The sequence below is a fragment of the Paraburkholderia nemoris genome (assembly GCF_905221015.1).
Lineage (GTDB): Bacteria > Pseudomonadota > Gammaproteobacteria > Burkholderiales > Burkholderiaceae > Paraburkholderia > Paraburkholderia nemoris.
Genome location: NZ_CAJNBO010000011.1, coordinates 1 through 18,702 on the forward strand (window position 1 = coordinate 1; position 18,702 = coordinate 18,702).

Below are 18,702 nucleotides of genomic sequence, written 5' to 3' on the forward strand. Positions count from 1 at the left end.
CGCGAGCCAATGATCCTCCTCCCGGCAACACCGTGATCTGGCGAGGCCTTCGAAGACTCACCGATATCCAGCTCGGCTTCGAGCTCGCCAAAAATTGTGGGTAATCGCAAGGGGCATCGACCGTTTACTACGAGGCGTCGGGGTGATCCCGACTAACAAGATTCAGATATTCGCCTAGTCCGGCTTCGCCCAGCGGCTTGACCATGACCCGGACGGTCTGGATGGCATCTCTCATCACGACGCCATACCGGCGGCGCGTTTCAAGGTAGCCATTCCGCTCCCAAAAGCGTTCCACGCGCGTATTGCCGGCAATGACGCCAAGGCGCAACCACTTCGCTCCTGACGCCTTCAGCCAATGCTCAAGGCCTTCGTACAAGTCACGGGCTACAACTTGGCCGTGTTTGTCAGTTGACACGATCAACAATCCTATATGCCACACACCGCCGGTGAAGAGGTCCGAAACGATCGTGGCAAACCCGGTCACCTCTTCACTCGCGTCGACAAACCCAATCGCATGCTTGCTAGTGAATGCCCATTCCTCCGGCAGTTCACTTTCGAACTCCTCCTTGGCTTGACTATCTGTCGGTGGACAACCTTCTGCCGACAGGAAGTATTCCGGATTGTTCTCCAAAAATGTTTGAATAATCGGGATGTCGTCATCAACAAGTTCGATGGCACGATAGCCTTCCACTTCGAACAGTATTGGCTCCATTCCAGAAAGCATCGCTATCCTCAGTACCGGTTATAGAGTTTGATCCACCAGAATACTTCAAGAAGTCGATATGACTTCACGAGCGGCGACCTCGACCAATTCGAAATGCAGCGTCACCAGTTCGAAATGGTCATGCAGGTCTACGTGTGGCATGCACCTGATATGGCACTCCCGGAATTCTTCCGCACTGGAGAATGTTTCGCCACGCCAGACTTCTTCCGGGATGTTCCGGAATTCGATCGTATATACCTTTGTTGCCCTAATGATGCAGCGAAGCCGCTTCTTCAAATCGTAGACTTCGATAATGTCGCCCGGCGCGTAGCTGCCGTCGCCATATTCTCCGTATGGTTTGTAATAATCTGCGACCGTGTCGGCAGTGACCGTCTTGCGCCCGTCCATGACGGCGCGCGGAAGACTATCGTCGTTTTCGTCAGCCCCCCAAAAGGTCAGTCTCTTTCTTCTGTTCATCACGCATCACATCACAGTTGAAGCTGCGCACGAAATAACGGGAGGAGTTCCTGATAGGTCTCCAGGTACCTGTTCGAATCGGCATGTCGAGATGCGCGGGGCGAACGGTGGAATCTCCCATGGCGCCGGTGATCTAGCCGAAAATCCTGCTTCTTAGTCGATAGGCTCAACAAGATGCGCTCTATTGGCCGGCGCAGCATATGGCTCGGGCCAATATTCGACAATTTTAGTAATCTTTCCAGACTCGACCAGGAAGAATGATATGGCTCGCGCCGTCAAGGCACCATCGGTAATGGTCACATCGGATACCGCTTCCTGTGTAGTGTTGGCGACGATTCTGTTCACCGTGAAGCGCCACGGTCCTTGCGCCGGATACTCCGAGTTCATTTGTGCAAAGCGGGTCGCGCCCCTGATGCGCTCGTTCGACTGTGGCCACTCCAGGATGAACTGCTCACCTAGCACTGACTGTACTGACTCAAAGTCGTTTGAACCCATCAGTGTCCAAAATTCATGGACCAGCGCCGTGATATCAGCAACAACTGCTGTCATAGATCTTCCGTGTTGGCCCAAAGTAAAAGAATTTCGGAGGTTGATCTTCAACGGCTCGGCCAGTCGATATCCACGGCAGTGATCCGAGCCGCCCACTCACGTCGACAAGATATCCTTTGACTGAATCCGCTTTACGCCCACGCGATCCATGTTTTTTCGCGCAGCCGCAAGTGAGCCGTTGAGGTCAATCGGACGCGTTGCGTCTTCGATGACATAAGCTTTGAACCCTGCCTTGCGGGCGTCCATAGCTGTCCATGCAACGCAGAAGTCAGTCGCCAGTCCGGTCACAAACACGGTGTCGATATGCCGCTGCTTCAGATAACCCGAGAGGCCGGTTTCTGTCTTGTGATCGGCTTCCTCAAACGCGGAATAGCTGTCCATGTCCTTGTGAAAGCCCTTGCGTATGATGACTTGCGCAGTTGGCAGCTTAAGGTCCTTGTCGAGCGCGGCGTCGTCGGTGCCTTGCACGCAATGATCCGGCCACAAGACCTGTGTACCGTACGACAACTGGGCCGTCTCGAACGGCTTCTTACCAGGATGGGAACTGGCGAACGACGCGTGTCCCGGCGTGTGCCAGTCCTGCGTAATGACAATGTTCTCGAACTTGCCAGCCAACTCGTTGATAAGTGGCAAGACTTCGGCGCCGCCTTTCACCGGCAGCGTTCCGCCATCGATGAAACAATTTTGCACGTCCACGACGATCAATGCGGATTTGCTGCCGGGCGTGATGTGTTTGCCTGATGCAGCCGACGCTGCCAAAGCGCTCAGGCTTCCAAGGCCACAAAGATGAACCAGACCGAGCGCGGCGGTCGACTTGATGAGTGCCCTACGACGGTTTTCTCCCACGGCAAATCCCCTTTTCGATTGAAGCCACAATCATAGAGGCGCCAAATTTATTTCATACTGTGTCTCGAGGCACCTGTCTTGCTGAAAGCCACCGCATAAATAATCGCACAAAAATTCGCTAAATGGTTTGATGTCCGGGGAATTTGCCGACTATTCCGGCAATCTCGATGCCGCGGCTCCTGCGAGGCAGAAAAATCGAGCCTGGGCGCGGCGGCCATCAAGGTTTGCGCATACGGATGGCGTGGCGCAGAGAAAACGCGCGCAAGTCTCCAGTAACGGTCGTGCAACTGCACGACCGTCATCCGGTGAAAGAGCGATATGGGAAGGTTTTCCGGACGCTGTTACCGAATCGACACGGCTCCGAAGTTCACACGGCCGAACGCACTGACGTGATAGCCATCGATGTTCGGACGCGTGATCGCGGCCACCAGCGGATGCGCAAGCGGAATCCAGAGCGCCTGATCGTGCGCGATCTTCACGGCACGGTCGTAGTCCTGCGCGCGAACCGACGCGGTGCTGGTAGCTTTCCCGCTCGCGATCGACGCATCTAGCGACGCATCGCAGTAACGCTGGAAGTTGGTACCGCCCTTCACAGCGTCACATGAGAATAGCGGCGACAGGAAGTTATCCGGATCGCCGTTGTCGCCGGCCCATCCCATGAACAGCAGGTCATATTGCCCCTGCTTGATTTCATGAAGCAACTCGCCCCACTCCAGGGTCTTGATCCGTGCGTCGATGCCTACCTTGGTGAGGTCAGCCTGAAGCAGTTCGGCGCCCACCTTCGGATTCGGATTGAGCGTGCTGCCGGTCGAGCGGGTCCAGATCGTCAGGCTCAATCCATTCGCCATGCCCGCCTGGGCCAGCAGCTTTTTCGCGAGCGCTGGATCGTACGCATAGCCGGTCTTCGCCTCCGTGCTGCTGGGATACGGATCCGTCGCGGGAACTGCGCTGGTGCCGAACAACGTCTTCACGTACGTATCGCGATCGAAGGCCAGATTGATCGCGCGGCGCACCACCTGACTATCGAGACCGTGACGCTGCGTATTGAGCGCGACGAACGCCGTCATGAAACCGGGCACGTCGAGTACTTTCAACGACGGGTCCCGGCGCGCCGATGCAATGTCGTCCGGCTTCGGCGCGAGAGCGATATCGCATTCGCCGGCCTTGACCCGTTGAGCTCGCACGGTCGGATCGGGCGTAATCGCGTAGATCAGTCCATCGACCTTGGGCTTCGGCCCCCAGTAGTCTGGGTTCACCGTGTAGCGGATCGTCGCGTCCGGACGATAGCTCTTGAGAACGAACGGACCCGTCGATACCGGCTTGGCGTTCAGGTCTGCGATCGCGTTAGTCTTTAGCAGTTGCGCAAGATATTCGCTCGAATAGATCGAGGCGAAACTCATCGTCAGGATCGGCAGCAAGGTGGCGTCCGGATGATTGAGACCGATGCGGACCGTCAGCGGGTCGACCTTGTCGACCGACTTGATCAGCTTCGTGATCTGCATCGACTGTACGTTCGGCATCACCACGGTCGGCAACGCCTTGCGCCATGCGTTGTCCGGATTCAGCATGCGGTCGAACGTGGCGATTACGTCGTCGGCATCGAACGTCCGGGTCGGTTTGAAGTAATCGGTCGTCTGGAAATGGACGTTGGGACGCAAATGGAACGTATAGACCGCGCCGGACTGACTGACGTCCCAACTCTGCGCGAGCGCTGGCTGCACGGTGCCGGTGGCATCGTCGTACGTGACGAGCCCGTTGAAAATAACGTCGGCAGACGCATTCGTGATGGTCAGCGTGCTGTAACGCACCGGGTCGAATCCTTCCGGACTGGCTTCGGTGCAGACGACCAACGGCTTCGCAAAGGCACTCGCAAGCGGTAAAACCATGAGTAACGCAATAGCGGCGAATCGCAGTTTCATTGGATGTTTCTCGTTTGACTTGATCCCGGCCGCGGCACGCGTGCCACGGCCGGTGTCCAGCACAGGGTCACTCAGAAGTTCAGAAGTTGTGGGCGATACCAACGCGCACGTTGGCTTGTGTCTGCGTGCTCGACGGGGTGAATGCATAGCCGATCACCGCATTCACGCCGCTCGATGCGCGGAGGTAGCCCGCCGACGTGTAGATTCGCGTACTCTTCGACAGACTCTCGTAGAGACCGACCGACAGTTCGTTCCAGTGGTGATGCTCGAAGGTCGTGTACTGGTAGCCCGAGCGGAGCGCCAACGCAGGCGAGAGCTGATACGCGCCGCCAGCTTCGTACACGTGCATGAAAGACGACACATTGCCATCGGCCGACGTGATCTTGGTCAGGGTCGTGTTGGCCTTGATCGTGAGCTTGTCGAAGCTGTAGCTTGCGCCGATCCCGCCCGTATCGAGGTGGCTCACAGTCAGTCCGGTGCTCGAATACAGCGACGTGAGCTGACCGGTCGAACTGCTGACCCTGGCGGTCGTGGTGCCCAGGAATGACGACAGGCCGAGCGCGTTGTACGGATCGATTGTCGTGCTGTTCAGCTGCGAGTATGCCGCTGCCGCACTGAACGCGCCGGCGGTGTAAAGCACGCCGGCACTCCACGCTGAACCTGTATGGAAACTGCCGGCCGTATTGCTGAACGAATACATCGCGCCCGCGCTCAGACCGTTGAAACTCTTGCTTGCGAACTTGACCGAGTTGATCATTGTGTCGCCGCTCATGCGGTCGAGGTCGCCGAGGTGAATCGCATAGCCGTCGCCGTCCTGACTGATGTTATAGCGAGACGTGTAGTCGTTGATGAAGTCGTATTGCCTGCCGAGCGTCAGCGTGCCGAGCCAGTTGCTCAATCCCACCAGTGCAGTTTTGCCGAACATATAGCCGCTGCTGGGCTTCGAACTACCATCAGTCACACGAAAGCCAGAGCGAAGGTCGAATACGGCCTGTGTGCCGCCACCAAGGTCTTCCGTACCGCGCAACCCCCAGTAGTTGCTGTACACAACACCGCTGTCCATCTTGTATTGGTGTTGCCCACCCGTGTCCGTTATATAGCTCACCCCGTTGTCCATCCGCCCATAGAGCGTCACGCTGTTGTCCGCTCGCGCCGCCGATGTTGCCAGCATCGCAGTCATCCCTAAAACTCCAAACCCGAAAAAGAATCTTGATTTCATGTGCGATATTTTTGTGTGGATCCCATAGAAGCCAGACCGGAACCCGCGTGATGCCGCAATGCGCTGCACACCGGGTTCGGAGCTGCATTCCCGTCCATCGGGGAACGGGAATCACTGTATCGCGGGGCCGGGAGAAGAAAAAACTAAAACCCTTCGTTCAAATAGATCAATTTGAAATAACGTTCTATTTTGAAGACTAATTAGGAAAGGTAGCATTCGTTTATCGTTTCGAATGCAATAGTTAATTCTTACCGCCGATTACATAACTTTACCCATGTGCCAACTCCTTGCTCTCAGTTGTGCTGAGCCGACCGATGTGACCTTTTCATTCACGGGATTTGCGGCGCGAGGCGGCCTGACCGATCACCATGTGGATGGATGGGGAATCGCGTTTTATGAGGAGCGGGCATGCCGCTTATTCATCGACGACAAACCTGCCTGCCGTTCGCCCATGGCCGAATTTGTGAAGCGTTATCCGATCAAATCGCGCAATGTCATCGCGCACATCCGGAAAGCGACGCAAGGTGGCGCCAGTGCCGAGAATTGTCATCCCTTCATGCGCGAACATAACGGACAGCAATGGGTGTTCGCACATAACGGTGACCTGCGGGAGCGAAACTGGTGGGTGTCCGGTCCCTACGCGCCGGTGGGAACAACCGATAGCGAAACGGCCTTTTGCACGATCATGAATGTGATCCACAAGCGTGGCGTCGATCGGGATACCACGCCAGACGAACTGTTCGACGTAATAGAGGACATCACTCGCAACCTGAATCAGTATGGAATTTTCAACTTCCTGCTGTCGAACGGACAATCGCAGTTTGCCTACTGCTCCACGCGACTGGCCTACGTGATGCGTCGCTGGCCGTTCTCAAGCGCGAGACTCGTCGATGCCGATATGTCGGTCGACTTCTCCGCTTATGCGACCTCGGAAGACTACACGGCAGTGATCGCGACGACACCACTCACCGATGAAGCATGGACCACGTGCCAGCCGGGCGATCTGCTCATGTTTCGCGCAGGATCCCTGGTCAGACGCGCACACGTCCCTGTGCCGCCTCAGGTACTTGCTACCGCGCGATATGCACCTTCCGAGACATCGGGCACACCGGTTGTCTCGATGGGATGATTTGGCGTTGCGCCCTGGAAGCTGTCGACCAGCACTTCAGCGTCGCGCCGACCACCTTCGACTAACGCAAGGGATTCTTGATCGAGACGCCAGGAACACGAAGGTGACATTGGCTGGGACAGGCGCCTTATTTTTGGGTATAAGCTCTTCTATCACTCTATTGCTCTGGACAAGCACGGCTGGCTTCCTTTCGCGCACTTACAAAACATCAAGTCTCGCGCGATGGTCCCGATAACTCGATTGCACGTCGCTACCGTGCATTCGATTTTCGACCGTCTCGCCAAGCGCGGGACAAAGGAAGCGTCAGCCCATGTCGCCTGATCCGATCAACACGAACACGTCAGTCACCACACCGCCACCACCCGAGCCTCCTCCATCAAAGGATGCATCGTCGACAGCCAGCACGTCCGACCGCAGCAACGATGCACTGATAACAGCACTCAAGCAGACGTTGACGCGGCTCGGCATCGATGCATCAACGGGCTTAGCCATCAGCGACAGCACCAACGACGACTCCGACGCCTTGTTGCACAGGCGTGTGAGTGCCTCGAGCACGTCACTGGTCGCGGCGCTCTATCAGGCGCTCGAGCTGCAGCGGTCAATTGCCGTGGCTAACGGCCTGAGCACGTCGGGTAAGGAAACGAAAGACGCGCTTTCCCCCGCAACAGATATCCAGCCATCCAGTTCGGCCGTAAGCGGCTATCGCGATCTCGGCGCTCAGATTGCCGATCTGGCGAAGACGTCCCGCACGGTAGTAAGCGACGACGATAACGATACGGACGAATGGGATTTCGATATCGACGATTTCGAAAACACACCGAGCGCCGTCACAGAGTCAGGCGACCCGATGACAGCCGCAATCGGACAATTGAATCAGGCGTTACGGGATCACGTCACGACGCTCGCGCAGGATGCGAACGCGAAAGTCTCGCTAGTTGCGGTGCTCGACGGATTGTCAGACGAGACGAAGGGGGTTCAATGGCGGCCGCTCGGTGTGTTGATCGACGTGCAGGCGTAATGCGCGATCGACGTCGTCACGTCAATCGCGCATCCACCGCTTTTCCACCAGTCATGCGTTCATCCGCAGCGATCAGGCCGTGCCCCCGGGGTTTGGGAGAACCTGGCCAATATCGATGCGATTCCCATCAGGATCTGCCAGTACGAAACACCTGAGCTCGAACTCAGCATCGCGCAAGGCCTTGATGATCCGAACGTTGTGGGTCGTGCAGTGCTCATAAAGGACAGTTGCGTCTTCGACCATGAGGTGGGCTACGTTATTTAGCGATGCTTTATGGTTCTTGTTCTGCGACAGATGCAGTTCAGCTTTGTCCTTCTTCAGAATGAGTTATCGTAGCTCGATCTGCATCTGGATTCGGCCTGAGCGACGACAACAAAGGAGACGACTGTGAGATTGATGGCCATGATCGCCATCCTTTTGGCCCTTGTTGCCGCGCCTGCCCTCGCCGCCGATGTCGGCTTCGAGGAGGTCAAGATAACCAATGGTGCCGAGCCGCCGCTAACTGCCGGAATCTGGTACCCGACTAACGCGCCGGCGACACCGCACGCCTTGGGCAACTTCACCCAGACTGTGGCGCCGGATGCTCCGATCATCGGCCAACAACTGCCGCTGGTGGTGATGTCGCATGGCGGCGCAGGATGGTACGGCGGCCATTACGACACGGCTCTCGCCTTGGCTCACGCGGGCTTCGTGGTGGCGGCGGTCAGTCACACTGGCGACACTTTCGATGACCAGAGCGGCGTCTTGCAGTTGTGGCGCCGTCCCGCCCAGCTTCGCCGGCTGGTTGACTACATGCTCGACGAGTGGCGTTGGCGCGGGCGGCTGGACGCGGCCCGCATTGGCGCGTTCGGCTTTTCCAACGGCGGCTTCACCGTGCTCGTGGCCGCAGGCGGGGTCCCGGACCTGTCGGAGATCGCCCCATATTGCGAGGCACACGCTGATCATGATCTGTGCGCTGCTCTGAAGCATGCCGGCGTCGATCCGCATGTCGGCGCGGATGTTCCCGCAAGCGCCTGGGTCCATGACTCGCGCATCAAGGCTGTGGTCATCGCCGCGCCCGCGTTCGGCTTCGCGTTCGGCCGCGCTGGGCTAAGCAGCGTGCGCGCTCCGATCCAGCTCTGGCGCGCCGCCGAGGATCGTCATCAGCCGCACCCGTACTACGATGAGGCCGTACGCGCCGACCTGCCCCGAACGCCCGAGTATCACGTGGTCGCCAACGCAGGCCATTACGACTTCCTGCCGCCCTGTGACGCGAGTCTGTCCCGGAAGAAGCCAGAAGTCTGCGACAGCCTGCCGGGCTTCGACCGCGCGGCGTTCCATGAACAATTCAACACCGATGTGGTGCAGTTTTTCCAGGCAAGGCTGCGATAGAAAACTTCTCGTCTTTCGTGTGCCGACACCGCGAGTCATGAGGTCATCGACCGTCGCCCTTCGAGATTCGCGTCAGCGGTTGGCTGACGGCTCTGGATTTGCATCGGCACCATGCCAAACGATACGGTTGTCCAGCGCATGAATGAAACATTCCGTCTTCGCCAATATTTCATGGTTATTGATTAGGGATATGTGCAGACCAAAATCACGTAACCGCGCTCGAACACGCAAGCGCGTCTAATCATCCTCTACGGCGCTCGGCAAGGTATCTTGAGAGATTGCGCAGAAGATCATCCAGTCAGAAAAGACCGTCAAGCTGGTGCGGCATTGGTGATAAATTTCTGGGTTTCGAAACGTCCCAATGTGATTTCCATGATTCTGACCGGCCCTGAAGTTGCCTTTGCACTAGAGAATGCCGAGGCCCGGCATTTGGCGCTGCAAGTCGAAACTTACCGTGGACTCACGAAGCGTAAGGACATCCGTACGCTCGAGGTTTGCGGAGGTATTGCAGCGCTGACTGAAAATGTCTTCGGGAGAAAGCTGAATCACGTCACGGGACTTGGTATGGGTACGCCGGTCAGCGCGGACGCTGTTGAGCGGCTTGAAACTGCTTATAGCGGGCGGGCGCTCGATGTAGAGATCGATCTCTGCCCGCATGCAGATGACACTGCGCTCGCCGTGCTGACAGCGCGTGGATACGCGGCCAATGCATTCAGTAACACCTACGTCCGGATGCTTCTGGATGAGGATCTCACAGCACGGCCGCCTGACGGGATCGAGATCGTGACCGATCGCGCCGTCGTCGAGGACGTCTTTGTGGCACATTCGATTGCAGGGTTTGAAATACAGGCGGTACGTCGATCGCCAATCCTGCTTGAAGCACTTGCGAAGATCGCCGTTGCGAGAACAGATACTACGTTGTTTGCAGCAAAGCTAAACGGCTCTCTCGCGGGCACCGGAGGCATGAGCGTCATTGAAACTCCCGTGGGAAAAATCGCGCATCTCTACATTGCCAGCACGCATCCTGCCCATCGTGGTCGCGGAATTCAACTCGCACTAATCCGGGCGAGACTGGCCGCAGCACAGCAAGCGGGCTGCGCAATGGCGAGCATTACCGCTCGACCTTACAACACTAGCGCTCGCAATACTGAACGGGCCGGGTTTAGCCTTGCTTATACAAAAGTAACGCTTGTTAAGCGGTTCTCCCCGGCTGTATTTCAATGATTCTTTTGCATCAGCCGTTGAGCGTCTGGCCCAATTGTCGGTGAGACTCCAACAGCAGGAGGCGATAGTAAGCTCCGCCGGGTAGTGCCACAGGAAGACGCGACGACGGGTCCTCTGCATGGTTGCCGCGGTTTCGATTGAACGAGACAATCGATCAGCAGCTTGTGGCCGAGCGCTCCCGGTGCGCACATAAGCCACAGAAATTTGAGGCAAGCGCAGAGGCCGACACAAAAGTGACGGCCGCTTGAGTTTCCCGGCGACTCAGTGATGCGCGACGCTGTAAACGTCCCAACGCGGATCCTGATAACGTGCCCTTATGCCCTGTTCCAATTCAGCCGTGCTGCCATATTGGAACAGACCCTCCTCGATGTCGTAGAAGTCCAGCCGCCCGACGCGCGTGTCCACCGCCATCACGTGGGTATCGTTGGTGATCAGGTACACCCCTGGTGTGGCCAAGACGATTCCGAACAATGCCGTGAGCGACACCTGATCGCCCACCTGAGCACCCTGCAGATCTGCCTGCTGCAGGAGGTCGAGCGTCGCCTCTCGTTCGGTTCCCACGTTCCAGCGGTACTTCACTTGCAAGATGCCTGTGCGCAACTTGTCCGGATTGGAGTCCTTAGGTGCGACAGCAGGATCGAGCGCGTTCTTCGTCCACAGCACGCTGGCCGCCGCACACCAGCCATAACGGCGAAGAATTCTGCGGTCGCCGGCCTCGGTTTGCGAACTGTAGTAGTCGTTGCGCGATGCGAAGAGTTGGATTTCTGACATGATATGAGCCCCAATCGACATACGTGAAGCATTGGGCAACATGCGGCCCAATGCACCCCGGACCACCCGGGACGAGACCAGTCTATGGGGCGCCCTCAAGGCACGATATCCAACGGATGGGCCAAACGTAGACAAGGGGCTTATGACATAGGCCCTTCCTCCTGTATTGCCGGCAGCCAAGCTGCTAAAGGCAGTTAACGCTCCTTCTTTTTCGCCTGTGCAGCGACCATCCAACAGACCACCGCACCCGCAGCCCAACCGCATGCGAACATCAGTTCGAGATCGAGCAAGCCTTGAAAATTCTCCGCATTTTCGTAGCTGCATGTCTGATGAGTTTGGAACTGGATGCAACCAGTTTGCATGTCTTGAAAGACCACAAACAGTTTATACAGACCGAATGCCGTGAATACCACGGCAATGAGAGCGAACTTCTTCGAGTTGTTCATCACACGCTCCGTTGCTTCGTTCTAACACGATATCAATCGTCAACGATCCATGTGTTTAGGTCGAGTATCCCTTCCTGACCGCTTTGCGTCTATCGGTGACCTTCTTGATTCTCTATTCGAACAAACTGAACACCATGTGCTAGCTGTTACGCGATGCCGCCATCCTTCTGCAATTGCTGAAGTACACGCATCGCCGTCTGTGCCGATTCGAGAGGAACAAAAATATGATCGTGGTATGCGCCCGCTACCACGTTACAACTGATGCCGGAACGCCCCAATGCAGTGGCGAATGCTGCGGTCAATCCGACCGCCTCCAAGGCTGAATTCACGGTCAACGTAATCCAGGCACACTTGAACAACGGATTCAAGCCGCTGATCGCCGCGTCTGTCTCACTCATAATGACCGACAAGCCCTCCGGCTCCCGGATTGACGCCACGATGACGGCTGGGTCAATGGCATGACCGTTCTTGACTGAAGCAAACACAAACACGCCCGGGTTAAGCGCCGGCTCCAAGGTTTTCAGTAAAACAGAAAGATCGGAAACTGGGTTCATGTAATCTCCTGTGCGGCATTGTTCTGGGCCATTCGGGCTTCGTTTAGCTTAGGGAGCGTCGTTTAAACCGAGCCGGACAAAGATTCAGGCGATTGATTGTGTCAGGACATCACGCAACGCGGTGTCTCGGGCAGCGCACCACCTGCGCGTACCGATTAAACATCGCCGTGCGCTGTCGCCTCCGCGCGAAGAAACTCGATCAAGGTATCAAGCATTCGATGCCTGCGCGTTGGCCCGCGACGCAACACGAAGCGCCAGGAAGCCGGTCGGGACAGAACAGGAAAGAGGCGTACCAGACGCCCACTGCGCAGCTCCGGGTCAATCAGCGGCGAGCGTCCGAGCGCAAGTCCAGCGCCTCCGACTGCCGCACCAATCACCTGGCTGAAGCTGCTATAGCGGACGATCTTCGTTTCAAAATCGTCCGGCAGACCGAACTCCCCCGACCAGCTGCGCCAATCGATTTCAGGGGCATTCTCGTGCACCTCCTGAAGCAGGCGACAACGACAAACCGCCTTGGATGCGAATGGATGCAGCTCAGGACTGCACACCGGAAACACATCCTCCCGCAAAAGGACGACGTCATCCGGACGCAGCGCGCGTTCAGGTACGTGCACGACGGCGAGGTCGATGGCGTGTCCAGCGAAATCTGGTTCGCCATCCTGAATGATGGCGTTCAATGGTGTGTCCGGATGGCTGGCGGAAAACTCGGCAAGACGGCGAGCGAGCCACATCGTCGAGAACGGCACATTTGCCGACACGGTCAGCCGTCTGGCGACGCCTTTGATCTGCGCACAGGCCTCTTCCAGCAGCGACAGCGCGCCGCTCGCCGCCGGCAACAGGCTGGCCCCCGCCGGTGTCAGGCGAATGCCGCCGAGGCCCGTGCTGCGCTCCAGCAGGCGCGCGCCCAGCGACTCTTCCAGCCCGCGGATCTGATGGCTCACTGCGCTGGTTGAGACATTCAACTCGGCCGCCGCGCGGGCGAAGCCGCCGAGCCGCACCGCCGCCTCGAAGGCGCGCAACGCTGTGAGTGGAGGGATATCGGACATAGGGAGGTATTGTAGGATATTCAACACCCCTTGAAAAACCATCTTTTGCTTGTCCCTGTCGCGCGAGGTAACGTCGCATAACGCCGATATGGCACTAATCCGACCGGAGGCAGGAATGTATTTCGACAGCAGGCTATGGGTGATGATGGCGGGGCTGCGGCTGCGCGTTGCCGGCGCAGTAGCCCTGGGCCTGATCGCCATGGGCTTCGGCGTTCTGCGCTTCGTGTTCCTCGGTCGGGTTCTCGCGCTGGCGTTCGAAGGCGCGCCGCCGCAGCAGATTGCGCTTGCCGCAGCCGGCACGGTCGCTTGCATGCTGCTGCGGGCCGCACTCGACCATCGCCGGGTCGTCCTCGCGCAGGGCACGGCCGGGCGCGTTCAGTCGGTGTTGCGCGCGCGCCTGTTCGACCGCATCGCCGAACTTGGCCCCGCCTGGTTCGGCGCCGAGCGGACCGGCGGCGTGATGCTCGCCGTCATCGACGGCGTGGAGCAGTTGCAGACCTTCTTCGGCGCCTACGTGCCACAGCTCATCATCGCCGCCTGCGCGCCGGTGGTGATCTTCGCCGTGCTGGCATGGTGGGACGTGCCGACCGCCGGGGTGCTGTTGGTCGCCGCGCTCGCGACGCTCGCGCTGCCGATGCTGGTCCACAACGCCGACAAGCACGCGGCGATCGCCCGCGCGGCCGCGTTCAAGGCGTTCGGCGAAGAGTTCCTCGACGCGGTGCAGGGTCTGCCGACGCTCAAGGCCTTCGGCCAGAGCGACGCCTTCGCGCGCAAGCTTGCCGAACGTGCGAGAGCCTTGTCCGGCAGCACCTTCTGGGTCCTCGCGCTGGGTCTGCTAACGCGCTTCTTCACCGACCTCGGCACAGGGCTCGGAGCCGCGGCCGCGATTGCGGTGGGCGCCTGGCGGGTGCAGCACGGCGAAATGAGCCTGGAGGCCTTGTTGATCATCCTGATGGCCGGCACCGAGATCTTTCGGCCGTTGCGCGATCTGCGCTCGGTGCTGCATCAGGGCATGATCGGCCAGTCGGCGGCGAATGCCATCCATACACTGCTGGAAGCCCGCAGCGACGCCCCGGCCGGAGGCGCGGCGCACGTGCCGGATCTGACGCCGAGTATCGCATTCGATAGCGTAGGTTTTGCCTATCCGGGCCGCCGCGCGGACGCCCATGCCGGGTTGAGCTTTGAGATTGCCGCCGGTGAGACGGTGGGGATCGTCGGGCCGAGCGGCGCAGGGAAATCGACCATCCTGCGCCTGCTGTTGCGGCAGCACGATGCGCAGGCCGGTTCGATCAACATTGGCGGTCACGATATCCGCACGCTCGACCCCGATCAGGTGCGCGGCATGATCGCGATCGTCGCGCAGGACACCACGCTGTTCGACGGCACGATCGCCGACAATCTGCGGCTCGGCCGGCACGACGCCAGCGACGCCGACATGGTCGCCGCGGCCGGCGCGGCCAACATCCACGACTTCATTAGCGCGCTGCCCGATGGTTACGCGACGCGTATCGGCGAGCGGGGCGCCACGCTCTCCGGCGGCCAGCGTCAGCGCATCGCGATTGCCCGCGCACTGCTGCGCGACGCGCCAATCCTCGTGCTGGACGAAGCGCTCTCTGCCGTCGATGCCGAGAACGAAGCGGTCATCCAGCAAGCGCTGGACCGGTTGATGCGAGGCCGCACCACCTTGATCCTGGCACACCGCCTGTCGAGCGTAATCGGCGCCGACCGGATCCTCGTGCTGGAACAGGGGCGCGTGGTCGAGAGCGGCACGCATGCCGAATTGATCGTCCGTGCGGGCGCGTATCGCCGCCTGATGGGACCGCAGGTCGCCGCGGCAGGCGAACGCCCGGCGGTAATCGAACCGGCGCGCGCCGCGGCGGTGTCGTCGGGGCCGCAAGTGCGGCCGCTCTCCGAAGACGCCGCCGCGATCGGCTGGGGCGATACATTGCGCACCTTGTTGCGCTTCGTCAGGCCATGGCCAATGAAGCTGACGCTGACCGTGCTGTGCGGCATCGGCCGGGTGCTGAGCTTCATCGGAGTCGGCGTGCTGGGCGCGCTCATCGTTGCCGGCGTCGCCTCGGGACGGCCGGTCCTGGGGTTGATCGTCGGGCTGTTGTGCGCGGCCCCGGTCGCGGCAACGCTGCACTGGCTGGAATCCTGGCTCGCCCATGACATGGCTTACCGCCTGCTGGCGGAAATGCGCATCGCCCTGTTCGCCAAGCTCGAGCGTCTCGCGCCTGCCTATCTGCTGCGCCGCCGTTCCGGCGACCTGGTGGCGCTGGCCACCCAGGACGTGGAGACGGTCGAGTATTTCTACGCGCATACCGTGGCCCCGGCTTTCGTCGCGGTGCTGATTCCCGCCAGCGTGCTGGCGCTGCTGGCATGGGCGGCCTGGCCGCTCGCGCTGGTGCTGCTGCCCTTCCTCGCCTGGGCCGGTCTGACGCCGGTGTTCGCACGCAGCAAGATCGACCGTCTCGGCGGCCTCGCACGCGCTGCATTGGGGCAGCTTGGCGCGCATCTCACGGAGACGATCCAGGGCCTCGCCGAACTCGCCGCCTTCCAGGCAACGGGGCGACGCCGCGCCGTATTCCTCGCCGATATAGCGGCTTACCAGAAGCAGCGCTCGGCGCTGCTGGACGACCTGTCGCGGCAGAGCGCCGCCCTCGAGGTGGCGACCGGCCTGGGGGGGCTTGCGGTCGCCTTACTGGGCGCGGTGCTCGCCTCGCGCGGCTGGTTTGCTCACGAATGGCTGCCGTTGCTGGTGCTGGTCGCCGTCGCCGCCTTCATGCCCGTTGCGGAGATTGGCCAGGTGGCCCGCCAGTTGGCCGATACGATCGCCTCCACGCGCCGGTTGCATGTCGTCGAAGCGGAGGCCGAGCCAGTGACCGATGGCGACCTGCCGGTGCCCGCGAATCCGCAAGTGCAGATCCATTCGGTGAGCTTCGCCTACCCGGGCCGCAGCGCCCAGGCGTTGGACCGGGTGAGCTTTGCCGTGCGTCCCGGCAGCACTGTGGCGCTGGTCGGCGCCTCGGGCGCGGGCAAGTCGACGGTCGCCAATCTTCTGCTGCGCTTCTGGGATCCGCAGCAAGGCGCGATCAAGCTGGGTGGCATCGATTTGCGCCAACTGCGCCTCGCCGACCTGCGCAACCATATCGCGCTGGTCGCACAGGATACCTACCTATTCAACGACACGCTGGAGGCAAACATCCGTCTCGCCGGTCGCGACGTGTCCGACGCGGATGTCCGCCGCGCCCTGGACCGGGCGGCGCTGAGCGAGTTCGTCGACCGTTTGCCGGACGGCCTCGCCACTCGGGTGGGCGAGCGTGGCGTGCAGTTGTCAGGCGGGCAGCGTCAGCGGGTGGCGATTGCACGCGCCTTCCTCAAGGATGCGCCGATCCTGATCATGGATGAAGCGACCTCGCATCTCGACACGATCAGCGAGCAACAGATCCGCGCCGCGCTCGACGAATTGATGACGGAGCGCACCTCGATCATCATCGCGCACCGTCTGTCAACGATTCAGAATGCCGACACGATTCTGGTCATGGATGCCGGGCGTGTCATCGAGGCGGGCTCGCATGACGAGTTGTTGAGTGCCGGAGGAGTCTATGCGCGCCTCGTTGCACATCAGTCCGGCGTGGTTGCCGCGTAGCGGATCTCATGCTCCCTTCTTATAGAGGGCTTTCAACTGCGACAACTCTTCCATAAATTTATTCTTAAGTTCCTGCGGCCCTACGATTTTCAAATTTGAACCGTATTCCAGCAGCTTCCGCGCGCCGTGCTCGATGGATTCGATGGGCATCAAAAACTCTTTCCATCCTGATGGCACCTCCGCACTACCTGCACCCTGCAAAACTGGAGCGGTTTTAATACGCGCGTTGGCCAACCAGTTCTCGCCGCGCGGCGACACGGCGATATGTGCCGTCAGCCGATAAAGATCAGTCTCGCACCGGTTCATGGCGTCACGCCAGTGCTTCGCCAGATCAAATCGCGCAGGACGCTTGAAACGACGGCGGGAGGTCTTGAGTTCATTAATATTCGCTAGCCGAAAGGTCAGTGCGCCGGGCTTGCCCACCATCTTGGCAATCAGGTACCAGGTACCTCCCTTGAGCACCAAACCAAGCGGTTCAAGTTCGCGGCTGGATAAACCTTGCCAACTCTCGTACTTCACTTCGATACGGTACGAGCCCCAAACGGCATTGGCGACTTCACGCAGAAATAACGGCGTTTCTTGCGCACGGTACCAATCCACAGTGTCAATGTGAAGTCGGCTGGCGACACGATCAGCCCGCTCGCGCGAGTCCGGAGACAGGCTGGCAATCATCTTTAGCCGCGCCGAGGTTGCCATGCCGTCCAAGCCCAGTTCTGTCGCAGGCCCGGGCAAACCTGCCAGAAACAGCGCGTGCGCTTCGTGCTCCGTGAGCCCTGTGAGATCGGTACTCCAACCCTCGCGCAATTGAAATCCTCCATTGCGACCTCGATCCCCCCAAATGGGCACGCCAGCAGTGGAGAGCTGATCGATATCGCGCAAGATCGTGCGCTCGGAAACCTCCAGTGCTTCAGCCAAAGCCGGTGCGGTCATACGCCCGCGCGCTTGCAGCATCATCATGATCGACAAAAGGCGGCTGGCTTTCATAAACGACACCCTACCTGAAAATACATGACATAAGGTGTCATGTTAACGGACTTATTATCTGCCACACCCCTAATCTGCTCGATCATCAAATCAATTGAGGAGAGACAAATGAAAATAATTTCCGGACCCCTGAGCATGTTCGGCGCCAAGGTCGAGATCGCGGCGCACGAGAAGGGCATCGACTTCGAACTGGTGATGGCGCCGTTTGACCAGCAACGCGGCTACGAACCCAAACATCCAGATGTATTGCGCGTCAATCCGAAGCGTCAAGTGCCGGTACTGATAGACGGCAACCTGGAGATTTTCGATTCCACGCAAATATTTGAGTATCTTGAGGACCTGAAGCCCAATCCCGCCTTATGGCCGGCGCATCCAAAGGCGCGCGCCGTCGCGCGTCAGTTCGAACACTGCAGCGATGAAATCTATTTCCCCCACATTGTCCGACTGATGGGTCTTGAAGATGCGCCGGATGATCCTGCGGCGCAGACCGCGCGCAAAGAAGCGTTGCAATACTATCGACGCATGGAACGAGTTCTTGCGAATCGAGAATTTCTGGCCGAGACCTATTCCTATGCCGACATTGCGTTTTACATGGCGCAGTTGTTCGGCGTGCGCAAGGGCGCGCCGATAACAGGAGAAACGCCCAACCTGCTGGCTTGGCGTGAACGGATGACCGCACGTCCTGCCGTGCGAAAAGTTGCCGGTGCTATGGCGGGATATCTTGCCTCGATTGGAAACGCGGTCCCCGATTTCCTTCAAGGACTTAACTAGCAGCCTGTTGAAAACCTCGTGCT

18 protein-coding genes are annotated in these 18,702 nt (G+C 59.3%); 6 read left to right on the plus strand and 12 right to left on the minus strand.

Annotated features, from left to right (window positions below):
* Window positions 1-127 precede the first annotated feature (127 nt).
* The 6 genes from KHO33_RS18000 to KHO33_RS18025 all read right to left on the minus strand — a co-directional run bounded on the left by KHO33_RS18000 (window position 128) and on the right by KHO33_RS18025 (window position 5,674).
* Window positions 128-724, minus strand: coding sequence for a GNAT family N-acetyltransferase (locus tag KHO33_RS18000; RefSeq protein WP_200560922.1), 597 nt, complete (start codon window positions 722-724; stop codon window positions 128-130).
* 45 nt (window positions 725-769) lie between these two features.
* Window positions 770-1,180 carry an ASCH domain-containing protein gene (locus KHO33_RS18005; RefSeq protein ID WP_234475211.1) on the minus strand — a complete coding sequence of 137 codons (411 nt, stop codon included), beginning with the start codon at window positions 1,178-1,180 and terminating at the stop codon, window positions 770-772.
* A 153-nt stretch (window positions 1,181-1,333) separates the two neighbouring features.
* On the minus strand, window positions 1,334-1,729 hold the full coding sequence (locus tag KHO33_RS18010) for a nuclear transport factor 2 family protein (protein WP_054033810.1): 396 nt from the start codon (window positions 1,727-1,729) through the stop codon (window positions 1,334-1,336).
* A 96-nt stretch (window positions 1,730-1,825) separates the two neighbouring features.
* Window positions 1,826-2,575 carry a nicotinamidase gene (locus tag KHO33_RS18015; RefSeq protein ID WP_200560925.1) on the minus strand — a complete coding sequence of 250 codons (750 nt, stop codon included), beginning with the start codon at window positions 2,573-2,575 and terminating at the stop codon, window positions 1,826-1,828.
* Window positions 2,576-2,916: 341 nt separating this feature from the next.
* Entirely contained in the window at window positions 2,917-4,494 is a 1,578-nt protein-coding gene (locus tag KHO33_RS18020) for an ABC transporter substrate-binding protein (RefSeq protein ID WP_200560927.1), read from the minus strand.
* 79 nt (window positions 4,495-4,573) lie between these two features.
* On the minus strand, window positions 4,574-5,674 hold the full coding sequence (locus KHO33_RS18025) for a porin (RefSeq protein WP_234475210.1): 1,101 nt from the start codon (window positions 5,672-5,674) through the stop codon (window positions 4,574-4,576).
* 313 nt (window positions 5,675-5,987) lie between these two features.
* Between KHO33_RS18025 and KHO33_RS18030 the strand changes: the two genes are divergently transcribed.
* Both KHO33_RS18030 and KHO33_RS18035 read left to right on the plus strand, forming a co-directional pair.
* Window positions 5,988-6,842 (plus strand): class II glutamine amidotransferase, encoded by an 855-nt coding sequence (locus KHO33_RS18030; RefSeq protein WP_128575980.1) that lies wholly within the window; start codon window positions 5,988-5,990, stop codon window positions 6,840-6,842.
* 310 nt (window positions 6,843-7,152) lie between these two features.
* A complete protein-coding gene (locus tag KHO33_RS18035) occupies window positions 7,153-7,860 on the plus strand; it encodes a hypothetical protein (RefSeq protein WP_093636684.1) in 708 nt (235 codons plus the stop codon).
* Window positions 7,861-7,932: 72 nt separating this feature from the next.
* Here the strand turns inward: KHO33_RS18035 and KHO33_RS42925 are convergent, their stop codons facing one another.
* The gene (locus KHO33_RS42925) at window positions 7,933-8,184 is read right to left on the minus strand and encodes a VOC family protein (protein WP_407946184.1); all 252 of its coding nucleotides are present in this window, start codon (window positions 8,182-8,184) and stop codon (window positions 7,933-7,935) included.
* Window positions 8,185-8,256: 72 nt separating this feature from the next.
* On the opposite strand from KHO33_RS42925, the gene KHO33_RS18040 reads away from it, so the two are divergent.
* Both KHO33_RS18040 and KHO33_RS18045 read left to right on the plus strand, forming a co-directional pair.
* The gene (locus tag KHO33_RS18040) at window positions 8,257-9,231 is read left to right on the plus strand and encodes an alpha/beta hydrolase family protein (protein ID WP_054033818.1); all 975 of its coding nucleotides are present in this window, start codon (window positions 8,257-8,259) and stop codon (window positions 9,229-9,231) included.
* A gap of 372 nt (window positions 9,232-9,603) precedes the next feature.
* Window positions 9,604-10,455, plus strand: a complete 852-nt coding sequence (locus tag KHO33_RS18045) for a GNAT family N-acetyltransferase (RefSeq protein WP_054033820.1) — start codon at window positions 9,604-9,606, stop codon at window positions 10,453-10,455.
* A 261-nt stretch (window positions 10,456-10,716) separates the two neighbouring features.
* On the opposite strand, the gene KHO33_RS18050 is transcribed toward KHO33_RS18045, so the two are convergent.
* From KHO33_RS18050 to KHO33_RS18065, 4 genes are all read right to left on the minus strand, one after another.
* On the minus strand, window positions 10,717-11,226 hold the full coding sequence (locus KHO33_RS18050; protein ID WP_054033822.1) for a hypothetical protein: 510 nt from the start codon (window positions 11,224-11,226) through the stop codon (window positions 10,717-10,719).
* A gap of 194 nt (window positions 11,227-11,420) precedes the next feature.
* Complete coding sequence (locus tag KHO33_RS18055; RefSeq protein ID WP_054033825.1) at window positions 11,421-11,672, minus strand: hypothetical protein; 252 nt, start codon at window positions 11,670-11,672, stop codon at window positions 11,421-11,423.
* Between the two features lie 146 nt (window positions 11,673-11,818).
* Window positions 11,819-12,226 carry an ACT domain-containing protein gene (locus KHO33_RS18060; RefSeq protein WP_054033826.1) on the minus strand — a complete coding sequence of 136 codons (408 nt, stop codon included), beginning with the start codon at window positions 12,224-12,226 and terminating at the stop codon, window positions 11,819-11,821.
* A 155-nt stretch (window positions 12,227-12,381) separates the two neighbouring features.
* Window positions 12,382-13,272: a LysR family transcriptional regulator gene (locus tag KHO33_RS18065; RefSeq protein WP_200561615.1), complete on the minus strand. Its 891-nt coding sequence runs from the start codon at window positions 13,270-13,272 to the stop codon at window positions 12,382-12,384.
* 115 nt (window positions 13,273-13,387) lie between these two features.
* On the opposite strand from KHO33_RS18065, the gene KHO33_RS18070 reads away from it, so the two are divergent.
* Complete coding sequence (locus KHO33_RS18070) at window positions 13,388-16,924, plus strand: ABC transporter ATP-binding protein (protein WP_200560928.1); 3,537 nt, start codon at window positions 13,388-13,390, stop codon at window positions 16,922-16,924.
* Window positions 16,925-16,930: 6 nt separating this feature from the next.
* Here the strand turns inward: KHO33_RS18070 and KHO33_RS18075 are convergent, their stop codons facing one another.
* Window positions 16,931-17,908 (minus strand): helix-turn-helix transcriptional regulator, encoded by a 978-nt coding sequence (locus KHO33_RS18075; protein ID WP_054033830.1) that lies wholly within the window; start codon window positions 17,906-17,908, stop codon window positions 16,931-16,933.
* A 108-nt stretch (window positions 17,909-18,016) separates the two neighbouring features.
* Here KHO33_RS18075 and KHO33_RS18080 point away from each other — a divergent pair, with 108 nt between their 5' ends.
* Window positions 18,017-18,679 (plus strand): glutathione S-transferase family protein, encoded by a 663-nt coding sequence (locus KHO33_RS18080; RefSeq protein WP_054033832.1) that lies wholly within the window; start codon window positions 18,017-18,019, stop codon window positions 18,677-18,679.
* Window positions 18,680-18,702 lie beyond the last annotated feature (23 nt).

Excerpts from the sequence above, each read along its gene's own strand:
- KHO33_RS18025 (WP_234475210.1), bottom strand. The coding sequence starts at position 5,674 with ATGACTGCGATGCTGGCAACATCGGCGGCGCGAGCGGACAACAGCGTG.
- KHO33_RS18005 (WP_234475211.1), bottom strand. The coding sequence starts at position 1,180 with ATGAACAGAAGAAAGAGACTGACCTTTTGGGGGGCTGACGAAAACGAC.
- KHO33_RS18070 (WP_200560928.1), top strand. The coding sequence starts at position 13,388 with ATGTATTTCGACAGCAGGCTATGGGTGATGATGGCGGGGCTGCGGCTG.
- KHO33_RS18065 (WP_200561615.1), bottom strand. The coding sequence starts at position 13,272 with ATGTCCGATATCCCTCCACTCACAGCGTTGCGCGCCTTCGAGGCGGCG.
- KHO33_RS18055 (WP_054033825.1), bottom strand. The coding sequence starts at position 11,672 with ATGAACAACTCGAAGAAGTTCGCTCTCATTGCCGTGGTATTCACGGCA.
- KHO33_RS18080 (WP_054033832.1), top strand. The coding sequence starts at position 18,017 with ATGAAAATAATTTCCGGACCCCTGAGCATGTTCGGCGCCAAGGTCGAG.
- KHO33_RS18045 (WP_054033820.1), top strand. The coding sequence starts at position 9,604 with ATGATTCTGACCGGCCCTGAAGTTGCCTTTGCACTAGAGAATGCCGAG.
- KHO33_RS18075 (WP_054033830.1), bottom strand. The coding sequence starts at position 17,908 with ATGAAAGCCAGCCGCCTTTTGTCGATCATGATGATGCTGCAAGCGCGC.
- KHO33_RS18000 (WP_200560922.1), bottom strand. The coding sequence starts at position 724 with ATGCTTTCTGGAATGGAGCCAATACTGTTCGAAGTGGAAGGCTATCGT.
- KHO33_RS18010 (WP_054033810.1), bottom strand. The coding sequence starts at position 1,729 with ATGACAGCAGTTGTTGCTGATATCACGGCGCTGGTCCATGAATTTTGG.
- KHO33_RS18020 (WP_200560927.1), bottom strand. The coding sequence starts at position 4,494 with ATGAAACTGCGATTCGCCGCTATTGCGTTACTCATGGTTTTACCGCTT.
- KHO33_RS18035 (WP_093636684.1), top strand. The coding sequence starts at position 7,153 with ATGTCGCCTGATCCGATCAACACGAACACGTCAGTCACCACACCGCCA.
- KHO33_RS18040 (WP_054033818.1), top strand. The coding sequence starts at position 8,257 with ATGGCCATGATCGCCATCCTTTTGGCCCTTGTTGCCGCGCCTGCCCTC.
- KHO33_RS18030 (WP_128575980.1), top strand. The coding sequence starts at position 5,988 with ATGTGCCAACTCCTTGCTCTCAGTTGTGCTGAGCCGACCGATGTGACC.
- KHO33_RS18050 (WP_054033822.1), bottom strand. The coding sequence starts at position 11,226 with ATGTCAGAAATCCAACTCTTCGCATCGCGCAACGACTACTACAGTTCG.
- KHO33_RS18060 (WP_054033826.1), bottom strand. The coding sequence starts at position 12,226 with ATGAACCCAGTTTCCGATCTTTCTGTTTTACTGAAAACCTTGGAGCCG.